The organism is Agrobacterium sp. rho-8.1 (assembly GCF_033957725.1).
Taxonomy (GTDB): Bacteria; Pseudomonadota; Alphaproteobacteria; order Rhizobiales; family Rhizobiaceae; genus Agrobacterium.
Genome location: NZ_CP192789.1, coordinates 1,217,428 through 1,234,991 on the forward strand (window position 1 = coordinate 1,217,428; position 17,564 = coordinate 1,234,991).

Annotated in this window: 14 protein-coding genes; 9 read left to right on the forward strand and 5 right to left on the reverse strand. The window is 56.1% G+C overall.

Annotated elements, in window-relative coordinates:
* Positions 1 to 2: 2 nt before the first annotated feature.
* From RMR21_RS20475 to RMR21_RS20515, 9 genes are all read left to right on the forward strand, one after another.
* Positions 3 to 1,055, forward strand: a complete 1,053-nt coding sequence (locus RMR21_RS20475; RefSeq protein WP_498671253.1) for a 3-carboxy-cis,cis-muconate cycloisomerase — start codon at positions 3 to 5, stop codon at positions 1,053 to 1,055.
* Positions 1,056 to 1,255: 200 nt separating this feature from the next.
* A complete protein-coding gene (locus RMR21_RS20480) occupies positions 1,256 to 1,477 on the forward strand; it encodes a hypothetical protein (RefSeq protein WP_498671254.1) in 222 nt (73 codons plus the stop codon).
* A 38-nt stretch (positions 1,478 to 1,515) separates the two neighbouring features.
* Complete coding sequence (locus tag RMR21_RS20485; protein ID WP_498671255.1) at positions 1,516 to 2,076, forward strand: DJ-1/PfpI/YhbO family deglycase/protease; 561 nt, start codon at positions 1,516 to 1,518, stop codon at positions 2,074 to 2,076.
* Positions 2,077 to 2,952: 876 nt separating this feature from the next.
* Complete coding sequence (locus RMR21_RS20490; protein WP_174155127.1) at positions 2,953 to 3,633, forward strand: sugar transferase; 681 nt, start codon at positions 2,953 to 2,955, stop codon at positions 3,631 to 3,633.
* A 201-nt stretch (positions 3,634 to 3,834) separates the two neighbouring features.
* The gene (locus RMR21_RS20495; protein ID WP_498671855.1) at positions 3,835 to 5,031 is read left to right on the forward strand and encodes a polysaccharide biosynthesis/export family protein; all 1,197 of its coding nucleotides are present in this window, start codon (positions 3,835 to 3,837) and stop codon (positions 5,029 to 5,031) included.
* 7 nt (positions 5,032 to 5,038) lie between these two features.
* Positions 5,039 to 6,313, forward strand: coding sequence for an O-antigen ligase family protein (locus RMR21_RS20500; RefSeq protein ID WP_498671256.1), 1,275 nt, complete (start codon positions 5,039 to 5,041; stop codon positions 6,311 to 6,313).
* A gap of 141 nt (positions 6,314 to 6,454) precedes the next feature.
* On the forward strand, positions 6,455 to 7,216 hold the full coding sequence (locus RMR21_RS20505; RefSeq protein WP_498671257.1) for an ImuA family protein: 762 nt from the start codon (positions 6,455 to 6,457) through the stop codon (positions 7,214 to 7,216).
* Positions 7,131 to 8,648 (forward strand): Y-family DNA polymerase, encoded by a 1,518-nt coding sequence (locus RMR21_RS20510; protein ID WP_498671258.1) that lies wholly within the window; start codon positions 7,131 to 7,133, stop codon positions 8,646 to 8,648. Before RMR21_RS20505 ends, RMR21_RS20510 begins: the two co-directional genes overlap by 86 nt.
* Positions 8,645 to 11,902 (forward strand): error-prone DNA polymerase, encoded by a 3,258-nt coding sequence (locus RMR21_RS20515; protein ID WP_498671259.1) that lies wholly within the window; start codon positions 8,645 to 8,647, stop codon positions 11,900 to 11,902. Before RMR21_RS20510 ends, RMR21_RS20515 begins: the two co-directional genes overlap by 4 nt.
* A gap of 24 nt (positions 11,903 to 11,926) precedes the next feature.
* Here RMR21_RS20515 and RMR21_RS20520 read toward each other — a convergent pair whose 3' ends face one another.
* The 5 genes from RMR21_RS20520 to ytfQ form a co-directional block, all read right to left on the reverse strand.
* Positions 11,927 to 12,658, reverse strand: a complete 732-nt coding sequence (locus RMR21_RS20520) for a FadR/GntR family transcriptional regulator (RefSeq protein WP_174155116.1) — start codon at positions 12,656 to 12,658, stop codon at positions 11,927 to 11,929.
* Between the two features lie 22 nt (positions 12,659 to 12,680).
* On the reverse strand, positions 12,681 to 13,661 hold the full coding sequence (gene yjfF, locus RMR21_RS20525; protein ID WP_498671260.1) for a galactofuranose ABC transporter, permease protein YjfF: 981 nt from the start codon (positions 13,659 to 13,661) through the stop codon (positions 12,681 to 12,683).
* Positions 13,658 to 14,701: an ABC transporter permease gene (locus RMR21_RS20530; RefSeq protein ID WP_498671857.1), complete on the reverse strand. Its 1,044-nt coding sequence runs from the start codon at positions 14,699 to 14,701 to the stop codon at positions 13,658 to 13,660. The genes yjfF and RMR21_RS20530 overlap by 4 nt, the downstream gene beginning before the upstream one ends.
* Positions 14,701 to 16,224: a sugar ABC transporter ATP-binding protein gene (locus RMR21_RS20535; protein WP_498671261.1), complete on the reverse strand. Its 1,524-nt coding sequence runs from the start codon at positions 16,222 to 16,224 to the stop codon at positions 14,701 to 14,703. The genes RMR21_RS20530 and RMR21_RS20535 overlap by 1 nt, the downstream gene beginning before the upstream one ends.
* A 67-nt stretch (positions 16,225 to 16,291) precedes the next feature.
* Positions 16,292 to 17,251: a galactofuranose ABC transporter, galactofuranose-binding protein YtfQ gene (gene ytfQ, locus RMR21_RS20540; RefSeq protein ID WP_498671262.1), complete on the reverse strand. Its 960-nt coding sequence runs from the start codon at positions 17,249 to 17,251 to the stop codon at positions 16,292 to 16,294.
* Positions 17,252 to 17,564 lie beyond the last annotated feature (313 nt).

The following is a 17,564-nucleotide window of genomic DNA, read 5'->3' on the forward strand; positions in this document are numbered from 1 at the left end:
GAATGAGCCTTTCCCCGTTCGAGCATCCTTTTCTAGGCGGTCTTTTTGGCGACGAAGAAACAAGCGCTTTGTTCAGCGCCGAAGCCGATGTCGCCGCGATGCTTCAATTCGAGGTGGCGCTGGCCAAGGCGCAAGCGGCTTGCGATGTCATATCAAATGATGACGCGGTGCGGATCGCTGACGCACTGAATACGATCGTGATCGATTACCCGTCATTACGTGAAGGGGTTGCAAAGGACGGAGTTGTCATTCCGGACTTTGTGCGGCAGTTGCGTTCGGTTGTCGGTGGGCAGGCGGCGACCAGTGTGCATGTCGGTGCAACCAGCCAGGACGTGATCGACACCAGCCTCATGCTGCGTCTAAAAGCGACAGCTGAAATCATCATGGCACGTCTGTCATCCTGTGTGTCTGGCCTGCAAAATATCGCCTTGCGTGACGGGTCGAACCCGCTGATGGGCTATACGCGCATGCAGGCGGCTATTTCCATGACGGTTGCTGATCGGGTCGCCAGTTGGAGGCAACCTCTGGTCCGTCACCACGAGAAGCTTGCCGTTATGACGCCGCGTGGCTTTGCGCTTCAATTCGGTGGTGCTGTCGGGACCCTCGATAAGTTTGGTGACAAAGGCGCTGCCGTCCGCGCCGAGCTTGCCAGACGTCTGGGCCTCGTCGATACGGCACAATGGCAGAGCCAGCGGGATTCCATCGTTGAGTTTGGGCATTGTATGGCTCTGATCACCGGTTCGCTTGGTAAGTTCGGACAGGACGTCGCTCTTCTAGCCGAAATGGGAAAAGAAATTCGCCTTGCCGGCGGTGGCGGATCCTCTGCGATGCCGCATAAACAAAATCCGGTGGTGGCTGAGACACTCGTGACGATTGCTCGTTTCAACGCGGTGCAAATGTCTGCCCTGCATCAGTCCATGGTGCATGAGCAGGAACGTTCAGGGGCGGCCTGGATGCTGGAATGGCTCGTTCTGCCACAAATGGTGATCGCGACCGGCAGCGCACTTTTGCTGGCTGAACGTCTGATAGAGCAGATCGAACATCTGGGCACCTGATATATTAGCGAAGATTTTTTTAGGAACTATTGCTTCCGGGCTACGTTCAATTGGCAAGAGAGCCGTCGTTTCAAGCGCACATGATTGTGCCGAAGGCCATCAGGATTTTTTCGTTTTCCGATGGCATTGAGACGGCAGCCGAGCTTCCCACCCACTCGGTGCTCTCCTTATCCCCGAACTCCCGACCGAAGGAGAAACAGATGGAAAAGACCGAAACACGCAAGCTTGCGGAAGAATATATGCTCCTCGGTGGCACGCGACGGGTCATGATTGACGACAACAAGACCTTTGTCCGTCAATATGAAAACGAGCCTGAGGAGGCGGAGCACTTCTGGCAAAACCGCATTGCGGTTCTCGAGCAGGCCCGCAGGGATGACGTGGAATTCTTTCTACCGTCCATCAATTCCGACGAAGCCGATTGAGCTTCATCAAACCCAAATTATATCCAAAGGAGAAGGCCATGACGGCTATCAACGCTGCAAAGATCGTGATTCTGGCAACAGATGGTTACGAGCGCTCCGAACTGCGTGTTCCCTATGAACAGCTCAAGCAAAAGGGCGCGGATGTCAAAATCGCGTCCATCGCGGAAGGCCAGATCAAGAGCTGGGATGACAAGAACTGGGGCGACAGCATCGAGGTCGATCTTCTCGCCAAATCTGTCCGCATCGAAGACTTCGATGCTCTCGTTCTGCCGGGCGGCCAGATCAACCCCGACATCCTGAGAGCGAACGAAGATGCGATGCGGGTCGTGCGTGACTTCGTCAAGTCCGGCAAGGTCGTCGCCGCCATCTGCCATGCGCCTTGGCTGCTGGTCGAAGCTGACGCCGTTAAGGGTCGTCACGTGACATCCTACGGCTCCATCAAGACAGACATCAAGAATGCTGGTGGTATCTGGAAGGACGAGGAAGTCGTAACGGATAAGGGGATCGTCACATCCCGTTCGCCTGACGACCTTGATGCTTTCGTTGCCAAGATTGTCGAAGAAATCGGAGAGGGCCGTCACGAACGACGTGCCGCATAAGAAGTGACCTCGCAATACAGCAAGGGCTGCCATCACAATGGCGGCCCTTTTTTTGTATGCTGGTCAAAAACGCCCGATGTGCTGGATATGGCTGGCGTTTGCGCTTAAAGAGAGTGAATGGTTGTTGTTTGCGGGCCTGTCGAGCACGTCTCTTGGCCCGGATTGTCCGATACAGGACGCGCCTATCGGAAACGTCGCCGGATTAATGTGCAGTTTCCAGAGCCGAGCTCTCATTTTTGCACGGCCTCAGTTTTCGGCGACGTCCCATAATACGGTCAGAATCGCTGCAATTTCAGAGTTGAAACGATTGAATGGTATCTATCAGAACTTGCTGACCATATTTGACAGCTATGCAAATCCGTATTGACACATTTACGCCTTATTTACGTCATGATTGCGTCCATTTTCGAAGTGTAAAGGCGTTGTTTTTGCGCCAAGATTAATTTTTCTTCATAAAAATCGAGACATTTGTTGTCTTTTTGAGTGTGCGTCGCCGCAATTTTATTGCGGTGCACAAAAGCTTCTTCTTCCTATTTTTTCTTTGTTTTCTCTGTGCGTGACTTCAAAAACCGCTTTTCCCAGAGAAAACTATAAGAAGATCACCAGTGACGTTAAGTGATTAATACATGACGTAACACAGGAAAAATCTATCCCTCCTGCCGAATGGCACTTTTCTTCTTTAAACCGTATAATGCGCTCTTTAACGTCTGCATGTGTGAGGATTTCTGCAGATACATTTCAAGAAGACTAAGGCGGCATGCCTCATAAAAAATTCAAATCCACCCAATTCTCGTCACAGCATTGCTGAATGATCAGTTACGAATTGACGCGCCCAACGGGTACCGACCATCGCAAAACATAAATGGAGTCCTCTCTATGAAGTCCGCGACAAGATCGGCTGTTTCGCCGCTTAGTAGCTCAACAGAATCTGATGTGAGCTTTCCGATCGGAGGAATCGCTAAACGCAGCTTTGACGTTTCGTCAGCACTGCTAGCAATCCTCATCCTCAGCCCGATCTTTCTCATGATCATGGCTTTGGTGAAGTTTTCAGACCGGGGCCCCGCATTTTACGGGCACCGCCGCGTTGGCCATAACGGACGCAGCTTTCATTGCCTGAAGTTCCGTACCATGGTCATGAACGGTGACGAGGTCCTGCGGCAGTATCTTGCCGCAAACCCTGATGCCGAAGAAGAGTGGAAGACCACACGCAAGCTCAAGAACGACCCTCGCGTCACAGCGATCGGGAGCGTGCTGCGTAAGCTCAGCCTTGACGAGTTGCCACAGTTGATCAACATCATCCGTGGTGAAATGAGCGTGGTCGGCCCGCGCCCTGTGGTGGATGAAGAGCTGAACTACTACGAGAACGCAGCCTCCTATTACCTCAGCACTCGCCCAGGCCTCACCGGGCTCTGGCAGATCAGCGGTCGCAACGACGTTTCCTATAAGGAACGCGTCGATTATGACACGCAGTATGTGCGCAACTGGTCGATGATGCAGGATGTTTTCATCATCGCGAAGACAATTCCCGCAGTGTGCATGTCACGCGGCAGCTATTGAACCAAATTCGACTTCCTACGTTTTGCACCAAAACTTATTGCGGCCACTGATGTGTGGCATATGCGGCCAGCCTTCGGGCTGGTCGTATTCCGACTGCGGTGTGCAGTTGTAACCATGGAGTGTAATATGGTTGGCAGTGCCACCGGATTTTCCTGGAATATTGCATGGCGCAAGGTTCCTGCGTTTCTCGTAGCCGCAACGATGCTGGCATCAGCCCCTCTCCACGCTTTTGCTCAGGACAACCAGTACCGTCTCGGGACGGCCGACAAGCTGCGAATTCGCGTTGCGGAGTGGCAACCCGCCGATGGAACGATCCGCAATTGGGAAGTCATCAACGGTGATTATTCCGTTGGCGCATCCGGTTCGCTGTCTCTCCCATTCATTGGTCAGCTGGATGTCTCCGGTAAAACCACGGGTGAGGTGGGCGAAGAGATCGGTGCTCAGTTACAAAGCAAGTTTGCATTGCGCAACCTGCCATCTGCTTCCGTCGAAGTATCCCAATTCCGTCCAGTCTTCCTGGCCGGTGATGTTCAGACACCCGGCGAATATCCTTATGCCCCCAATCTTACCGTTTTGAAGGCTGTCAGTCTTTCCGGCGGTTTGCGTCGTTCCGATGCTGGTCAGCGTTTTGCACGTGACTTCATCAACGCCCGTGGCGATGCTGCGGTTTATGATGACCAGCGCGGCCGCCTTCTGGCAAGGCAGGCCCGGCTTCAGGCGGAAGTGAGGGGCGATAAGGAAATAACCAAGACGCCTGTGCTTGAAAAAATCCTGAATATCGATGCTCTCCTGGAGAGTGAAAATGCTCTGATGAAGTCGCGCAGCGAACGATATACGCTTCAATTGAAGGCTCTGACCGATCTCAGGCAGCTTCTGGAAACGGAAGTTGAGTCCCTTCAAAAGAAATCCGAGACTCAGAATCGTCAGTTGCAACTGGCCAATGAGGACAAGGAGAAGGTAAACCGCCTGAACGAGCAGGGGCTGGCACTTGCCCAGCGGCGTATTTCTGCCGAAGAACGCGCTGCCGAGGTGGAATCGACTCTTCTCGATATCGATACGTCGTCGCTACGCGCCAAGCAGGATATCAACAAGGCCGTGCAGGATGAAATCAACCTGCGCAACGATTGGGTCGCCCAGCGTTCCAAGGAGCTTCAGGACACCGAGGCAGAATTGCAAAAGCTCAACCTGCAGCTCGGCACAAGCCGCGAGTTGATGTCCGAGGCGCTGGCACAGTCGGCAGAGGCCATCCGCTTCGATCCCACTGGCAAGTCCGCAACGATTACTTACGTCATCGTTCGCGAAGAGGACGGTAAACCCAAGGAAATCAAGGCTGACGAAACCACGACAATCCAGCCTGGCGATGTGATAAAGGTGTCATCAGACGTTCTGATGCAGTGAGGTCATCATGCGGATTGCCAAATCGGCCCTGATCGACCCGGACAAGAATAGTGTTTATGGAATGGCAGCGGTTGCGCTGTCATTCTTCATCTTCGCCTATTCCTCCAAGTTCGGCATGGTGTCCGTGCTTGCCTATTACGCCCTGTGGCTTCCACTTGTTATAGTGGATTACCGCCGCGTTCTGGGCAACTATACGCGCTACTTCTGGATTTTCGGCTTCGGTATTCTGACGGTTCTGTCCAGCTTCTGGTCGGAAGCCATGTCCACGACCATGCGGGCATCCATTCAATATATGACGCACATCGTGTGCGCGCTGATTGCCATGCGTGTCATATCGATCACGACGATGACGCGTGGTGCGATGATCGGCATTATTGTCGTTCTGCTGTATTCCATGCTGTTCGGTATTTATCTTTTCGATGCTCTGGATGGCACGTTCAGCTTCGTGGGGGCCTTCTCGTCAAAAAACCAGCTTGGTTTCTATGCATCCCTTGGCGTTATCTTTGCTGCGTGTTCTGTGCTGGTTCTGCGCCAACGGGATATCATATGGCTCGGCATCGCCGGTGTAACGGGGCTTGTTTCCGTCTATTGCCTGCTGGCCTCGCAGTCAGCCACGTCCGTTATCACAACGGCGGCCGTCGTGGCCCTCATCATCGGCTTTCTGCCCATGGGAATGCTCAATCCGGGCAATCGCAAGATGATCTTTCTGGCGCTCGTCGGTGCCGGTGGTCTGCTGGTTGTGGCGTCACTGCAGTTTGGTCTGCTCGATGCTATCCTCGGCATTTTCGGTAAGGATTCGACGCTCACAGGGCGCACCTATTTGTGGCAGCAGGGCATCGAAGCCGCAAAGGCGACCCCCATTTTCGGCGTTGGCTATCAGGGCTTCTGGGTGGTTGGTTTCTATGACGCGGAACGTCTCTGGGATGATTTCTTCATCACCTCGCGCAGCGGCTTTCACTTCCATAATACCTATATCGAAACGGTCGTCGAAAACGGCTTTGTCGGATTGGTGCTGCTGGCCATCGTGCTTTATGGCACGCTATTTGCCCACTTGCGCTCCATTCTGGTAAAAAAGAATGATCCGCAAGGTCTTATCCTGTTTGCCCTGTGCGCCCTTTTCGTCGTTCGATCCTTTGTGGAAATCGACATCATCTTTGCCTACCAGATCGGCTCGTTCCTGCTGTATTACGCGGCTGGAAAGCTGACATTGCCACAGCGGGCGGTAACATCAAATGACAGTGTTCTTTCCCGTGTCGCCATGCGCCCGATCGCCGGGCGCTGAGGGTTTCTACAGGAGCGGTGCTCTCCACTCCCTGCCTTGTCCACACATCAGGAAAGAGTCTTCTTGACTCTTTCCTGAAATAGGAACAAAAAGTGAACAGGTAATATTTAAGCGTAAAATGCTCTTGAAAAGTCTCGTGTTATGCATAAACGCGCCGAACAGCTTGTTGTGGAAGAATTGCGGGAGAGGCTGGAGCGGATCACTCAGGGTCAAGCCCGCCATCACGAAACTCTGCCTTTCGGCGTTCCTTCCATTGATGATCATCTGCCCGGTGGCGGGCTGAAGCTGGGTTGCCTGCATGAAGTCAGCGGCGGCGGCAACGGTGCGATGGATGGTGCCGCATCGGCCTTGTTTTCGGCAGGCATTGCAGCGCGTGTGAAAGGCAAGATCCTATGGTGCGTCACCCGTCCTGATCTTTTCATGCCAGCCTTGACGCAGGCGGGCCTGTCGCAAAACAGGCTGATCATCGTGGAATGTCGCGATGAAAAGGGCGTGCTGGACTGTTTCGAAGAAGGTCTGCGCTGCAACGGTTTCGGCGCTGTGGTGGGGGAGGTGTCGAAACTGCCGATGACCATCTCACGTCGCCTGCAATTGGCGGCGGAAGGGTCGGGTGTCGTCGGTCTTGCCATCCGCCGCTGGCGTCATCCTTCCGGCGTTCTCGAATTCGGACAGCCGACGGCTGCGGTCACGCGGTGGCGCGTCTCCGTGCGTCCTTCCACGCCGTTGCCTGTGCAGGGAGTGGGAAGGGCGCGCTGGTTTCTGGAGCTTTTGCGGTGTCGTGGTGGCGAATGTAGCAATTTTGAAGTGGAAGCCTGTGATGCAAAGGGTCGTCTCGCTCTACCTGCCGACATGGTCGACAGACCGATACCGCAGAGCACTTGGCAAACAGGCGCCACCGGTTGACCGCCCGGTGGTGATGATTGCCAGACAAGGAAGTCGCCGTGTCATCGCAGCGCAGGATGTGGCAGCATCTGTACTGGGCCTGCGGCTCGGAATGCCCGTCAGCAAGGCTCAAGCCATCATTCCCGGCCTCATCGTCGAGGAGTTGCAGGCGGCGGACGATGCAAAAGCGCTGCGCGATCTCGCTTTCTGGTTCCTGCGCATCTATGCACCCATCGTTGCGCCCGATCCGCCAGACGGTTTGGTGCTGGATACGACGGGCGCAGATCATTTGCATGGCAATGAGCTGTTAATGCTGAGCGGCATGATCAACCGGTTGCACGGGCTCGGGTTTACCGCACACGCCGCGATTGCCGATAGCTGGGGTGCAGCACACGCGCTTGCCCGCTTCGGAAAAGAGCCTCTCACCATCGTGCCGCAACATGCGTCGGCTGCAGTCCTTGGCCCTCTGCCCTTGGCCGCTCTGCGGCTTGAGCCACGCATGCTATCTGACCTGAAAGTGCTTGGGTTTCATACCATCGCAGACCTCATGGCTGCGGCTCGGGCGCCGCTGACCCTTCGCTTCGGTCCTGAAATCGGGCGCAGGCTGGACCAGGCCCATGGTCTGTTGTCGGAACCGATAGAGCCGATCCGTATCCCCGAACTGGTCGAGGCCTTTCGCTTTTTCGCTGAACCTATTTCTGCTGCCGATACCATTGCGCGTTACACCGAAAAGCTCGTTCGCCAGCTTTGTCTCGGGCTGGAAAAGCGCGGTCTTGGCGCGCGCCGGGTTGATCTGGTGCTGCACCGGGTCGATAGCGGTATTCAGGCGATCCGAGCTGGAACCTCCAGGCCGGTACGCGATGTCAAGCAACTGAGCCGCTTTTTGACGGATCGGATTGATACCATCAACCCCGGCTTCGGCATCGAGAAAATGATCCTGACTGCCAGCCACGCGGAAGCACTCGTGCCGGGGCAGGCTCGCTCCACCCTGCTAGACGAGGCAAAAGCCGATATCGGTGAAACGGTCGATGTGCTCATCAACCGTGGTCACAAGGTCTATCGTTACAGTGCCGTCGCCAGCGATGTGCCCGAACGCTCCGTCGAGATGGTGGCTGCACAGTCTGCCGACGATACGCTCGGCTGGCCGGACCACTGGCCCCGTCCGGTCCGCCTGCTTGCGCGGCCAGAGCCGATCCTGACCATGGCACTGCTGCCGGACCATCCCCCCAAAAGTTTCACCTGGCGCGGCATACGTCGTCTGGTGAAACGGGCTGATGGGCCGGAACGCGTCTTCGGCGAATGGTGGAAACGTGACCGCGAACAGGCGGCTGTCCGGGATTACTTCACCGTTGAAGATGAGAGCGGCGAGCGCTTCTGGATTTTCCGCTCCGGTGATGGCGAACACGCCAATACGGGTTCCCAAGGCTGGTTTCTCCATGGAATATTCGGATGAGCGCCCGCTATGCAGAGCTTCAGGTCACGTCGCATTTTTCGTTTCTGCGCGGTGTGAGCTCGTGCGAGGATCTGTTTGCGCAAGCCAAGGCTCTTGGCATCGAGGCTCTCGGCATCGTGGATCGCAACAGCCTGACGGGTATCCCCCGCGCCCATCGGGCTGCAGAAAAAACGGGGGTCCGGCTCGTCGTCGGGTGTAGACTTGATCTGGCAGATGATATTTCGGTGCTGGTATACCCCACAAATCGTGCCGCCTATGCTCGCCTTTGTCGTCTGCTGACCTTTGGTAAGAAAGACCCCGCCAATAAAAGTTGTGACCTCAAATGGCGTGATTTGGTCGCCTATGGTGAGGGCTTGCTGGTTATCCTGTTGCCAGACCGTTTAGATGAAACCCTTTCCATTCGGTTGCGGCGCTTGAAAGCGGATTTCGGTGATCGCGCCTATGTGGCCATGACCCTTCGCCGTCGTCCGAACGATCATATCAGGCTCTACGATCTCTCGCACATGGCGGAGCGGATAGGCGTTGCTACCGTCGTTACCAATGATGTGCTCTTTCACGAACCGGAACGGCGCATGTTGCAGGACGTCGTCACCTGCATTCGCCACAATTGCACGATCGACGATGCCGGCTTCCGGCGCGAACGGCATGCCGACCGATATCTGAAGCCACCACAGGAAATGCATCGGCTGTTTTCGGCCTATCCCGGTGCTCTGAAACGCACGCTGGAGATTATGCGGCGGTGCGAATTTTCGCTCAAGGAGCTGAAGTACCAATATCCTCAAGAGAACATCCTGCCCGGATTGAGTGCGCAGGAAGCTCTTGAGAAATACGTATGGGACGAGGTTCCGGGGAAATATCCAGAAGGCGTGCCTGAGAAGGTCGAAAATACCCTCAGACATGAGTTGAGGATCATCGCCAGAAAGCGATATGCGCCCTATTTTCTTACCGTCAATGCCATCGTTCGTCAGGCACGGAAAATGGAAATTCTTTGCCAGGGGCGCGGTTCTGCAGCCAATTCCGCCGTCTGTTTCGTACTCGGTATAACCGCCATCGATCCCAAGGAAAGCGACCTTCTCTTCGAACGGTTCGTTTCCGAGGACAGGGACGAGCCGCCCGACATTGATGTGGATTTCGAACATCAAAGACGCGAAGAGATCATCCAGTGGATTTATGGCCATTACGGTCATGACAAGGCGGCCCTGTGTTCCGTGATCAGTTGTTATCGCGGAAAGGGTGCCATTCGCGATGTGGGCAAAGTGCTTGGGCTGCCGGAAGACCTGACGAAGCTCATGTCCTCGCAAATCTGGTGGTGGACGCAGGATGCGGGTGAAAAGGAAGCCAAAGACCTCAACATCAACTTGAACGACCACCGCGTGAAGCTGGCCTTCGATCTCGCCCGACAACTTATCGGTACGCCGCGCCATCACAGCCAGCATCCGGGTGGCTTCGTGCTGACCCATGACCGGTTGGACGAACTTGTCCCCATTTTGCCTGCCGCCATGCATGACCGGCGCATTATCGAATGGGACAAGGACGATATCGAGGTTGTGGATTTCATGAAGATGGATTGCCTCGCGCTCGGCATGCTCTCCTGTATGCGCCGTGCATTCGACATGCTGACGGATCGTAAAGGCGAAAAATTCGAGCTGACGAGTATAAAAAATAACGACAGACCGACTTACGAAATGATCTGCAGGGCCGATACGATCGGCACGTTCCAGATCGAAAGTCGCGCCCAGATGTCGATGCTGCCAAGGCTGCGGCCGCAGGAACTGTACGACCTCGTCATTCAGGTGGCTATTGTTCGTCCCGGCCCCATTCAAGGCAATATGGTCCATCCCTATCTCAAGCGGCGTGCGGAAAAGGCGCAAGGAAAGACAATCGAATACGAGCATCCGATGCTCAAGAAAGTCCTTCACAAGACGCTGGGTGTCCCACTCTTTCAAGAACATGCCATGCGGCTCGCCATCGACTGTGCCGGTTTTACGCCGAATGAAGCTGACCAGTTGAGGCGGGCAATGGCGACATTCAAGAATGTTGGAACGATTGCCAATTTCGAAAGCAAACTGATTGGTGGGCTGATCGCCAACGGCTTTGCGCCGGAATTCGCAGAGCGGCTTTTCGCACAAATCAAGGGCTTCGGCAGTTACGGTTTCCCCGAAAGCCATGCCGCCTCCTTCGCGTTGATCGCCTATGCTTCCGCATGGGTGAAGTGCCACCACCCCGATATTTTCTGTACGGCACTTCTGAACTCCCAACCCATGGGCTTTTATGCTCCGGCCCAACTGGTCCGCGATGCGCAAAATCATGGTGTTGTTGTGCGCCCCGTCTGCATCAACACCAGCCGTTGGGATTGTACGCTGGAAGAGGAAGTCGGGCCGCAGCGAAAGGCCGTTCGCCTTGGCATGTGCTTGGTCAAGGGGCTGTCCAACAAGCGTGCAGGCGATATCATTGCGTGCCGTGAGGACCGCCCATTTGTATCCATTGATGATCTGTGGCGAAGGGCCGGTGTTCCGGTTGATGCTCTGGTCGCGCTTGCCGAAGCCGATGCCTTCTTGCCGTCGCTTGGGCTTTCTCGACGTCAAGCTCTCTGGGCCATCAAGGCCCTGCGCGATGAGCCGTTGCCTTTGTTTGCGTCGGCTGCCATGCGCCAGAACAGCGTCATCGCTGAGTTGGACGAGCCAGACGTTGTCCTGCGGCCCATGACGGCAGGCGGCGAGGTGGTGCAGGATTACGGCCATGTCGGACTGACCTTGCGTCAGCACCCCATGTCGTTTCTGCGTGATGATCTTTCCCGGCGGCGAATGATCACCTGTGCTCAGGCCGTTGCTGCAAAAGATGGCCGCTGGCTGGAAGCCGCTGGGCTTGTTCTGGTGCGTCAGCGGCCGGGTTCGGCCAAGGGTGTTGTCTTCATGACGCTGGAGGATGAAACGGGCATCGCCAATGCTGTCGTCTGGGTCAAAACCTTCGAAAAATATCGGCGTGTCATTCTATCGGCAGGAATGGTCGGGATTTACGGGAAAATCCAACGCGAAGGTGAGGTTGTGCATCTCGTCGCTCATCGCATCACTGATCTTTCAGATGTGTTGAAAAGCGTCGGCGAAAGGGAAGGGCCGTTTCCGTTACCGCATGGCCGAGGCGATGAATTTCATCATGGCATTCCACCTGAAGATCGACGTGGCCTGCCGAAGCGATCGGATATGCAGGACGATGGAGGGGATCAAATCATCGTCAGGGGCCGCAATTTTCATTGAGGTCTACGGCCATATCCCTGCGTGTTACTCGGCGATCGCTTTTTTGATCCGGTCCTTGCCCACCAGTATGACCTGCCCCATTGCCTTGATGGCAGCACCTTCATCCCGTGCCGCGATGGCATGCACGATGCGCAGATGGTTGGAAGCAATTTCCGAAATCGTCTCGGGCGATGATGCGGGCGAGGAGAGCTGGAAGGAGATGGCCAGTGCCGCCTCGATCAGGCCGCTGGCAGAGCGCATGAACGGGTTGCCGGAAATGCGCGCCACCGCCAGGTGAAATTCCAGATCGACCTTGGCGATGGTTTCGGGTGTGTGGTTCGCATTGTCGAACCGGGCGGCAATGGCATAGAGAGAAACAATGTCCTCGCTCGACGCATGGCGCGCGGCGGCTGCTGCGGCTGCGGGCTCCAGCGCCAGCCGGATGTCGGCGAGATGGTTGATGAATTCGGGGTCCAGACCCGCATCGCACCGCCAGCCCAGAACGTCGGGATCGAAGAAATTCCAGCTGGATTTTTCCAGAACGCGGGTGCCGACCTTGGCTTTGGGCTCCACCAAGCGCTTGGCAGCCAGCGTCTTCATCGTCTCGCGCAGCACGGTGCGGGAGACACCGAACCGCAGGGAAAGTTCGGCATCATTCGGCAGAAGAGAATTTTCAGGGATGCGTCCCGATACGATGGCGCTGCCGAGTTCAGCCACGACATGCGCATGGCTGCTGCGCCGCTTTCGTCCGGTAATCGTCGTTTCCAGCAGCCCCAATAAAATGCCTCCGTGGCTATCCTTATGCCGGATGCGCTCCAGCCAGCCTTCTGTTTGAATACCAGATGATTGTGCGTTGCAACACGATGAATATGAACAGCAGTATGCCGATGACGATTTTCGTCCACCAGGACGACAAGGTACCATCAAAAACGATGTAGGTCTGGATCAGCCCCTGTATCAAAAGACCAACCAAGGTTCCCGCCACAAGGCCTGTGCCACCCGTCAGCAAGGTGCCTCCGATGACGACGGCTGCGATGGCATCAAGCTCCATGCCAACCGTCGCCAGCGAATAACCCGACGATGTATAGAGTGTGTAGACAATACCAGCCAGGCCGGACAGAAAGCCCGAGAGCGCGTAGATGCCGATGATCGTCTTGCCGATGGGAACGCCCATCAGCTCCGCCGATTGCTGATTGCCACCCAGCGCGTAGACATTTGCGCCGAACCGCGTCCGGCTGGCGACGATGCCGCCCAGAACAAACACGATCAGCATCACCATGGCCAGTGCCGTCAGCCGCCCGCCGCCGGGCACGCGGAAGTAAAAGCCCTGGATGGCATCGATGACCGGATGCGAGATCGGCACGGATTGCGTCGATATCAGATAGGCGGCACCCCGCGCCAGAAACATGCCTGCCAGGGTTACCACGAATGGCGGTATCGACAGGAAACGGATCATCGCGCCCATCAGGCAGCCGAACACAGTGGAGATGACGAGCACGGCTGCAAAAGCCACCAGCGGATGAACGTTATAGGTTCCAACCAGTACCGCCACGAACACGCTGGCAAAGGCGATGACCGAACCGATGGAGAGGTCGATGCCACCCGAGAGGATGACGAAGGTCATGCCGACCGCGGCTATACCGAGAAATGCGTTGTCCGTCAGCAGATTGCCGACGACCCGGGTCGAGAACATCGCTGGATACTGAATGACGCAGAGGACATAGGCGACGATGAAGACCGCAAGTGTCGTCAGGAACGGAAGATTGCGGGTGTGAATCATCTCGCCGCTCCCTCATGGTTGACGGCGTGGGACTGCGGGGCTGTATCCGGTGCCTTGCGGGACTTCGTAAAGCCGATCAGCGTTCCGATGGCCGGGGATTGCAGTGTCAGCACGACGATGATGATGCCAGCCTTGATGATGAGGTTGAATTCCGGCGGGAAGCCGGAGACGAGAATGCCGGTGTTGATGGTTTGGATGATCAATGCACCGATGAGTGACGCGGTGATGGAGAAACGTCCGCCATTCAGGGACGTACCGCCGATCACGACGGCCAGAATGGCGTCAAGCTCCAGCCATAAGCCGGCATTGTTGGCATCGGCACCTCGGATGTCGGCGGTGACAATCATGCCGGCAACGGCTGCGCAAAGGCCTGATATGGCATAAACGAAGAACAGCAGAAAACGGGCGCGCACACCGGCAAGAGCTGCGGCGCGGCGGTTGATGCCCGTTGCTTCGATGAGGAAACCCAAGGCCGTCTTGCGCACGAGAGTGCCCACCAGCAAAGCCGTGAGCACCCAGATGATGACAGGCATGGGAATGCCGACAAACGCGCCAACGCCGATGGCGGAAAAGCTGTCATTGTTGAACGTCAGGATGACGCCTTCGGTGATGAGCTGCGCAATGCCGCGCCCGGCGACCATCAGGATCAGTGTCGCGATGATCGGCTGGATGTCTAGAATGGCGACAAGAATTCCGTTCCAGATGCCACAGGCGATCCCGACGGCGAGGGAAACGGCGATAACGACGGGAATGGATTGACCGCTCGTGATCAGTGTTGCCGCAACCGCGCCACAGATGGCGATGACGGCGCCGATCGACAGGTCGATGCCCTTTGTGGCGATGACAAGCGTCATGCCGATGGTCAGTAGGGCCACGGGTGCCGCGCGGACCAGAATGTCGATGATGCTGCCGTAGAGCCTGCCGTTCTGAAAAGAAATATTCAGGAAACCAGGCGAGATGAGCGCGATAGCACCAAGAATGATGATGAGAGCGGCGAGCTGGGGCGCGAGCCGTTTCATGCGGGCGGTGACGCTCTTCATCATGCCGCCTCCGTTCTGGCGGCACTGGCAATGGCTTGCATGATGTTGTCGGCGGTCACGTCGCCCCCTTTGAGTTCGGCAACATGTCTACGGTCAGACAGCACGATGACGCGGTGCGCGACAGCGGTCAGTTCTTCCAGTTCCGAGGATATCACGATGAGCGACATGCCCTGCGAACAGAGCCGCTCGATCATCTTGAGAATTTCCGCATGTGCACCGATATCGATGCCACGTGTGGGTTCATCGAGAATGAGGAGGCGCGGCTCGGTGGCCAACCACCGTGCCAGAATTGCTTTTTGCTGGTTGCCACCGGATAGGAACTTGATCGGTCGCTCACGATCCGCTGGGCGTATGTCGAGAGATTTGATAAAGCCATCCGCCAATGCAGCTTTTTGTTTGTGAGACAGTGGCCGCATCCATCCCTGCCGCGCCTGCAGGGCAAGTGCGATATTATCCGCCACTGAGAAATCACCGATAATGCCATCCGTCTTGCGCTCTTCCGGGCAAAAGCCGAAACCGTTGTCGATTGCCACCTCCGGCGAAGTGATTGCAACTGCTTTGCCATCGATGCTGGCCTGGCCAGCGTCCGGCTTGTCGATGCCGAACAGAAGAAAGGCCGTCTCGGTGCGACCGGACCCGAGAAGTCCTGCAATGCCGACGACTTCGCCCGGGCGGACATCGAGATCGAACGGCTCGACACTGCCGCGCTTGCCGTAGCCCTCAAAACGGATTGGAGCGTCGCCTTTCACCACGGTATCATCGGGCGCCTGACGGTCATGAGTCACGCTCAGTAACTCACGTCCCAGCATCATCGAGATGAGATCACCCCGTGGCAGTTCGGAAATCTGGCGGGTGCCGACAAGCTTGCCGTTGCGCAGAACCGTCACGCGGTCGGCGATATCGTACACCTGATTGAGAAAATGGGTAATGATGACAATACCAAGCCCCTCGGCGCGCAGTTGCCGCAGAACGGTAAACAGCATTTCGACTTCGTGGCTGTCGAGGCTGGCGGTAGGCTCGTCCAGCACCAGAACCTTGCCCGAGAGATCAACGGCGCGCGCGATGGCGATGATCTGGCGGATCGCCACTGAATAGCTGGAGAGCAGGGCATCGACATTGATCGAAAGCCCGTAGCGCGTCAGCAGTTTTCGCGCTCTTTCGCGCATTTCGCGCCGGTCGATCAGGCCGAAGCGGCGGGGTTGTCTGCCCAGAAACAGGTTTTCGGCAACGGTCAGGTTTTCAAGAAGGTTGACTTCCTGATACACGGTGCCAATGCCGAGATCTTGCGCCTCCGTGACCGTTGTCGGCGAAATCTCCGCGCCATCGAGGCGGATCGTGCCCCGGTCGCGATGGTAGACACCGGTCAGAATTTTGATGAGTGTCGATTTCCCCGCACCGTTCTCACCCAGCAAAGCATGCACTTCGCCGCGGTTGAGCGATAGATCGACATTATCGAGCGCCGCGATGCCGAGGAACGATTTTCCTATGGCGCGCGCTTCCAGAAGGGGGCTGGTTTCGGGCATGGTCAGGTCCTGCACGGAATATTGGCGGGTGCGGCGCCTTCGCGTCGCACCCCAAGCTGAAACTGGCTTAGTAGCCCAGTCCCTTCTTCGCTTCGTACACCTTCATCGGATCATCTGACGCCGTATAGAGTTTGGATTCCGTCTGGATCCACTTTGCCGGCTCTTTCTTGTCCTTGAGATACGCTTCGAGCGCATCGAAGGCAGGACCAGCCATGTTGGGCGTCAATTCCACCGTCGCATTGGCTTCACCGGCTGCCATGGCCTTGAAGATATCAGGAACGGCGTCGATGGAGACGACCTTGATATCGGTGCCAGGCTTCAGGCCAGCTTCCTTGATGGCCTGGATCGCGCCGACGGCCATGTCGTCATTGTGGGCGTAGACCGCGCAAATACCCTTGCCGCCGCCTTCAGCCTTGATGAAGCTTTCCATGACTTCCTTGCCCTTGGTGCGGGTAAAGTCGCCTGTCTGCGAACGAACGATCTTGATGTTGGCATGTGATGCAATGCCTTCCTCAAAACCCTTCTTGCGGTTGATGGCAGGCGAGGAACCGGTCGTGCCCTGCAACTCGACGACCTTGCAGTCCTTCGAGCCGACATCCTTGGCCAGCCATTCACCGGCAACCTTGCCTTCATGAACCTGATCGGATGTCACAGCGGTCAGGTAAAGGCTGTCTGGAGCCTCGATCTGGCGGTCGAGAAGGATCACGGGGATTTTCTCTTCCTTGGCTTCCTTCAACACGGCGTCCCAGCCGGTTGCGACCACCGGTGCGATGAAGATCGCATCGACGCCTTGCGCGATGAAGCCGCGGACGGCCTTGATCTGGTTTTCCTGCTTTTGCTGTGCGTCTGCGAATTTCAGCGTCACGCCACGCTTTTCGGCCTGCTGCTTCGTCACCGTCGTTTCAGCGGCACGCCAACCCGATTCAGAGCCGATCTGCGAGAAGCCAACGGTGAGAGATTGTGCTGATACGCCTGATGCAAGACATACGGAAAGGGCGACGGTAACCGCCGCGAGTGCTTTTTTCATCTGTAATCCTCCCAGAGATGAATTCGGCTAAGACAGCCAGATATGAGCATATAGTATTATCTTTGAAAAGTGGCTTTTGAGTATTTTCTTATGTTGAGGTGGTTCTTGAAACTGAGAAAACGGGAATTTATCCTTATTTTGCAATAGAAAATTGGTCAAAAATAATTCTTGTGAGGCTGGCAAGTGGCCCCAGAACTCGTCTTGACAACAAATGCTTCGGCAAATTAGTAATACGAATACCAAAGCGCTGATCGTTGCGATTGACGCAGCAAGTCAATTGTCGCAGATGAGAGCAGGCAAAAGAAGAATTCAG

Bases quoted from the DNA above. Each gene is read 5' to 3' on its own strand.
- RMR21_RS20495 (WP_498671855.1), top strand. From the start codon at position 3,835: ATGCTGGCATCAGCCCCTCTCCACGCTTTTGCTCAGGACAACCAGTAC.
- ytfQ (WP_498671262.1), bottom strand. From the start codon at position 17,251: ATGAAAAAAGCACTCGCGGCGGTTACCGTCGCCCTTTCCGTATGTCTT.
- RMR21_RS20505 (WP_498671257.1), top strand. From the start codon at position 6,455: ATGCATAAACGCGCCGAACAGCTTGTTGTGGAAGAATTGCGGGAGAGG.
- RMR21_RS20485 (WP_498671255.1), top strand. From the start codon at position 1,516: ATGACGGCTATCAACGCTGCAAAGATCGTGATTCTGGCAACAGATGGT.
- RMR21_RS20515 (WP_498671259.1), top strand. From the start codon at position 8,645: ATGAGCGCCCGCTATGCAGAGCTTCAGGTCACGTCGCATTTTTCGTTT.
- RMR21_RS20490 (WP_174155127.1), top strand. From the start codon at position 2,953: ATGAAGTCCGCGACAAGATCGGCTGTTTCGCCGCTTAGTAGCTCAACA.
- RMR21_RS20535 (WP_498671261.1), bottom strand. From the start codon at position 16,224: ATGCCCGAAACCAGCCCCCTTCTGGAAGCGCGCGCCATAGGAAAATCG.
- RMR21_RS20500 (WP_498671256.1), top strand. From the start codon at position 5,039: ATGCGGATTGCCAAATCGGCCCTGATCGACCCGGACAAGAATAGTGTT.
- yjfF (WP_498671260.1), bottom strand. From the start codon at position 13,661: ATGATTCACACCCGCAATCTTCCGTTCCTGACGACACTTGCGGTCTTC.
- RMR21_RS20480 (WP_498671254.1), top strand. From the start codon at position 1,256: ATGGAAAAGACCGAAACACGCAAGCTTGCGGAAGAATATATGCTCCTC.
- RMR21_RS20475 (WP_498671253.1), top strand. From the start codon at position 3: ATGAGCCTTTCCCCGTTCGAGCATCCTTTTCTAGGCGGTCTTTTTGGC.
- RMR21_RS20510 (WP_498671258.1), top strand. From the start codon at position 7,131: ATGCAAAGGGTCGTCTCGCTCTACCTGCCGACATGGTCGACAGACCGA.
- RMR21_RS20530 (WP_498671857.1), bottom strand. From the start codon at position 14,701: ATGAAGAGCGTCACCGCCCGCATGAAACGGCTCGCGCCCCAGCTCGCC.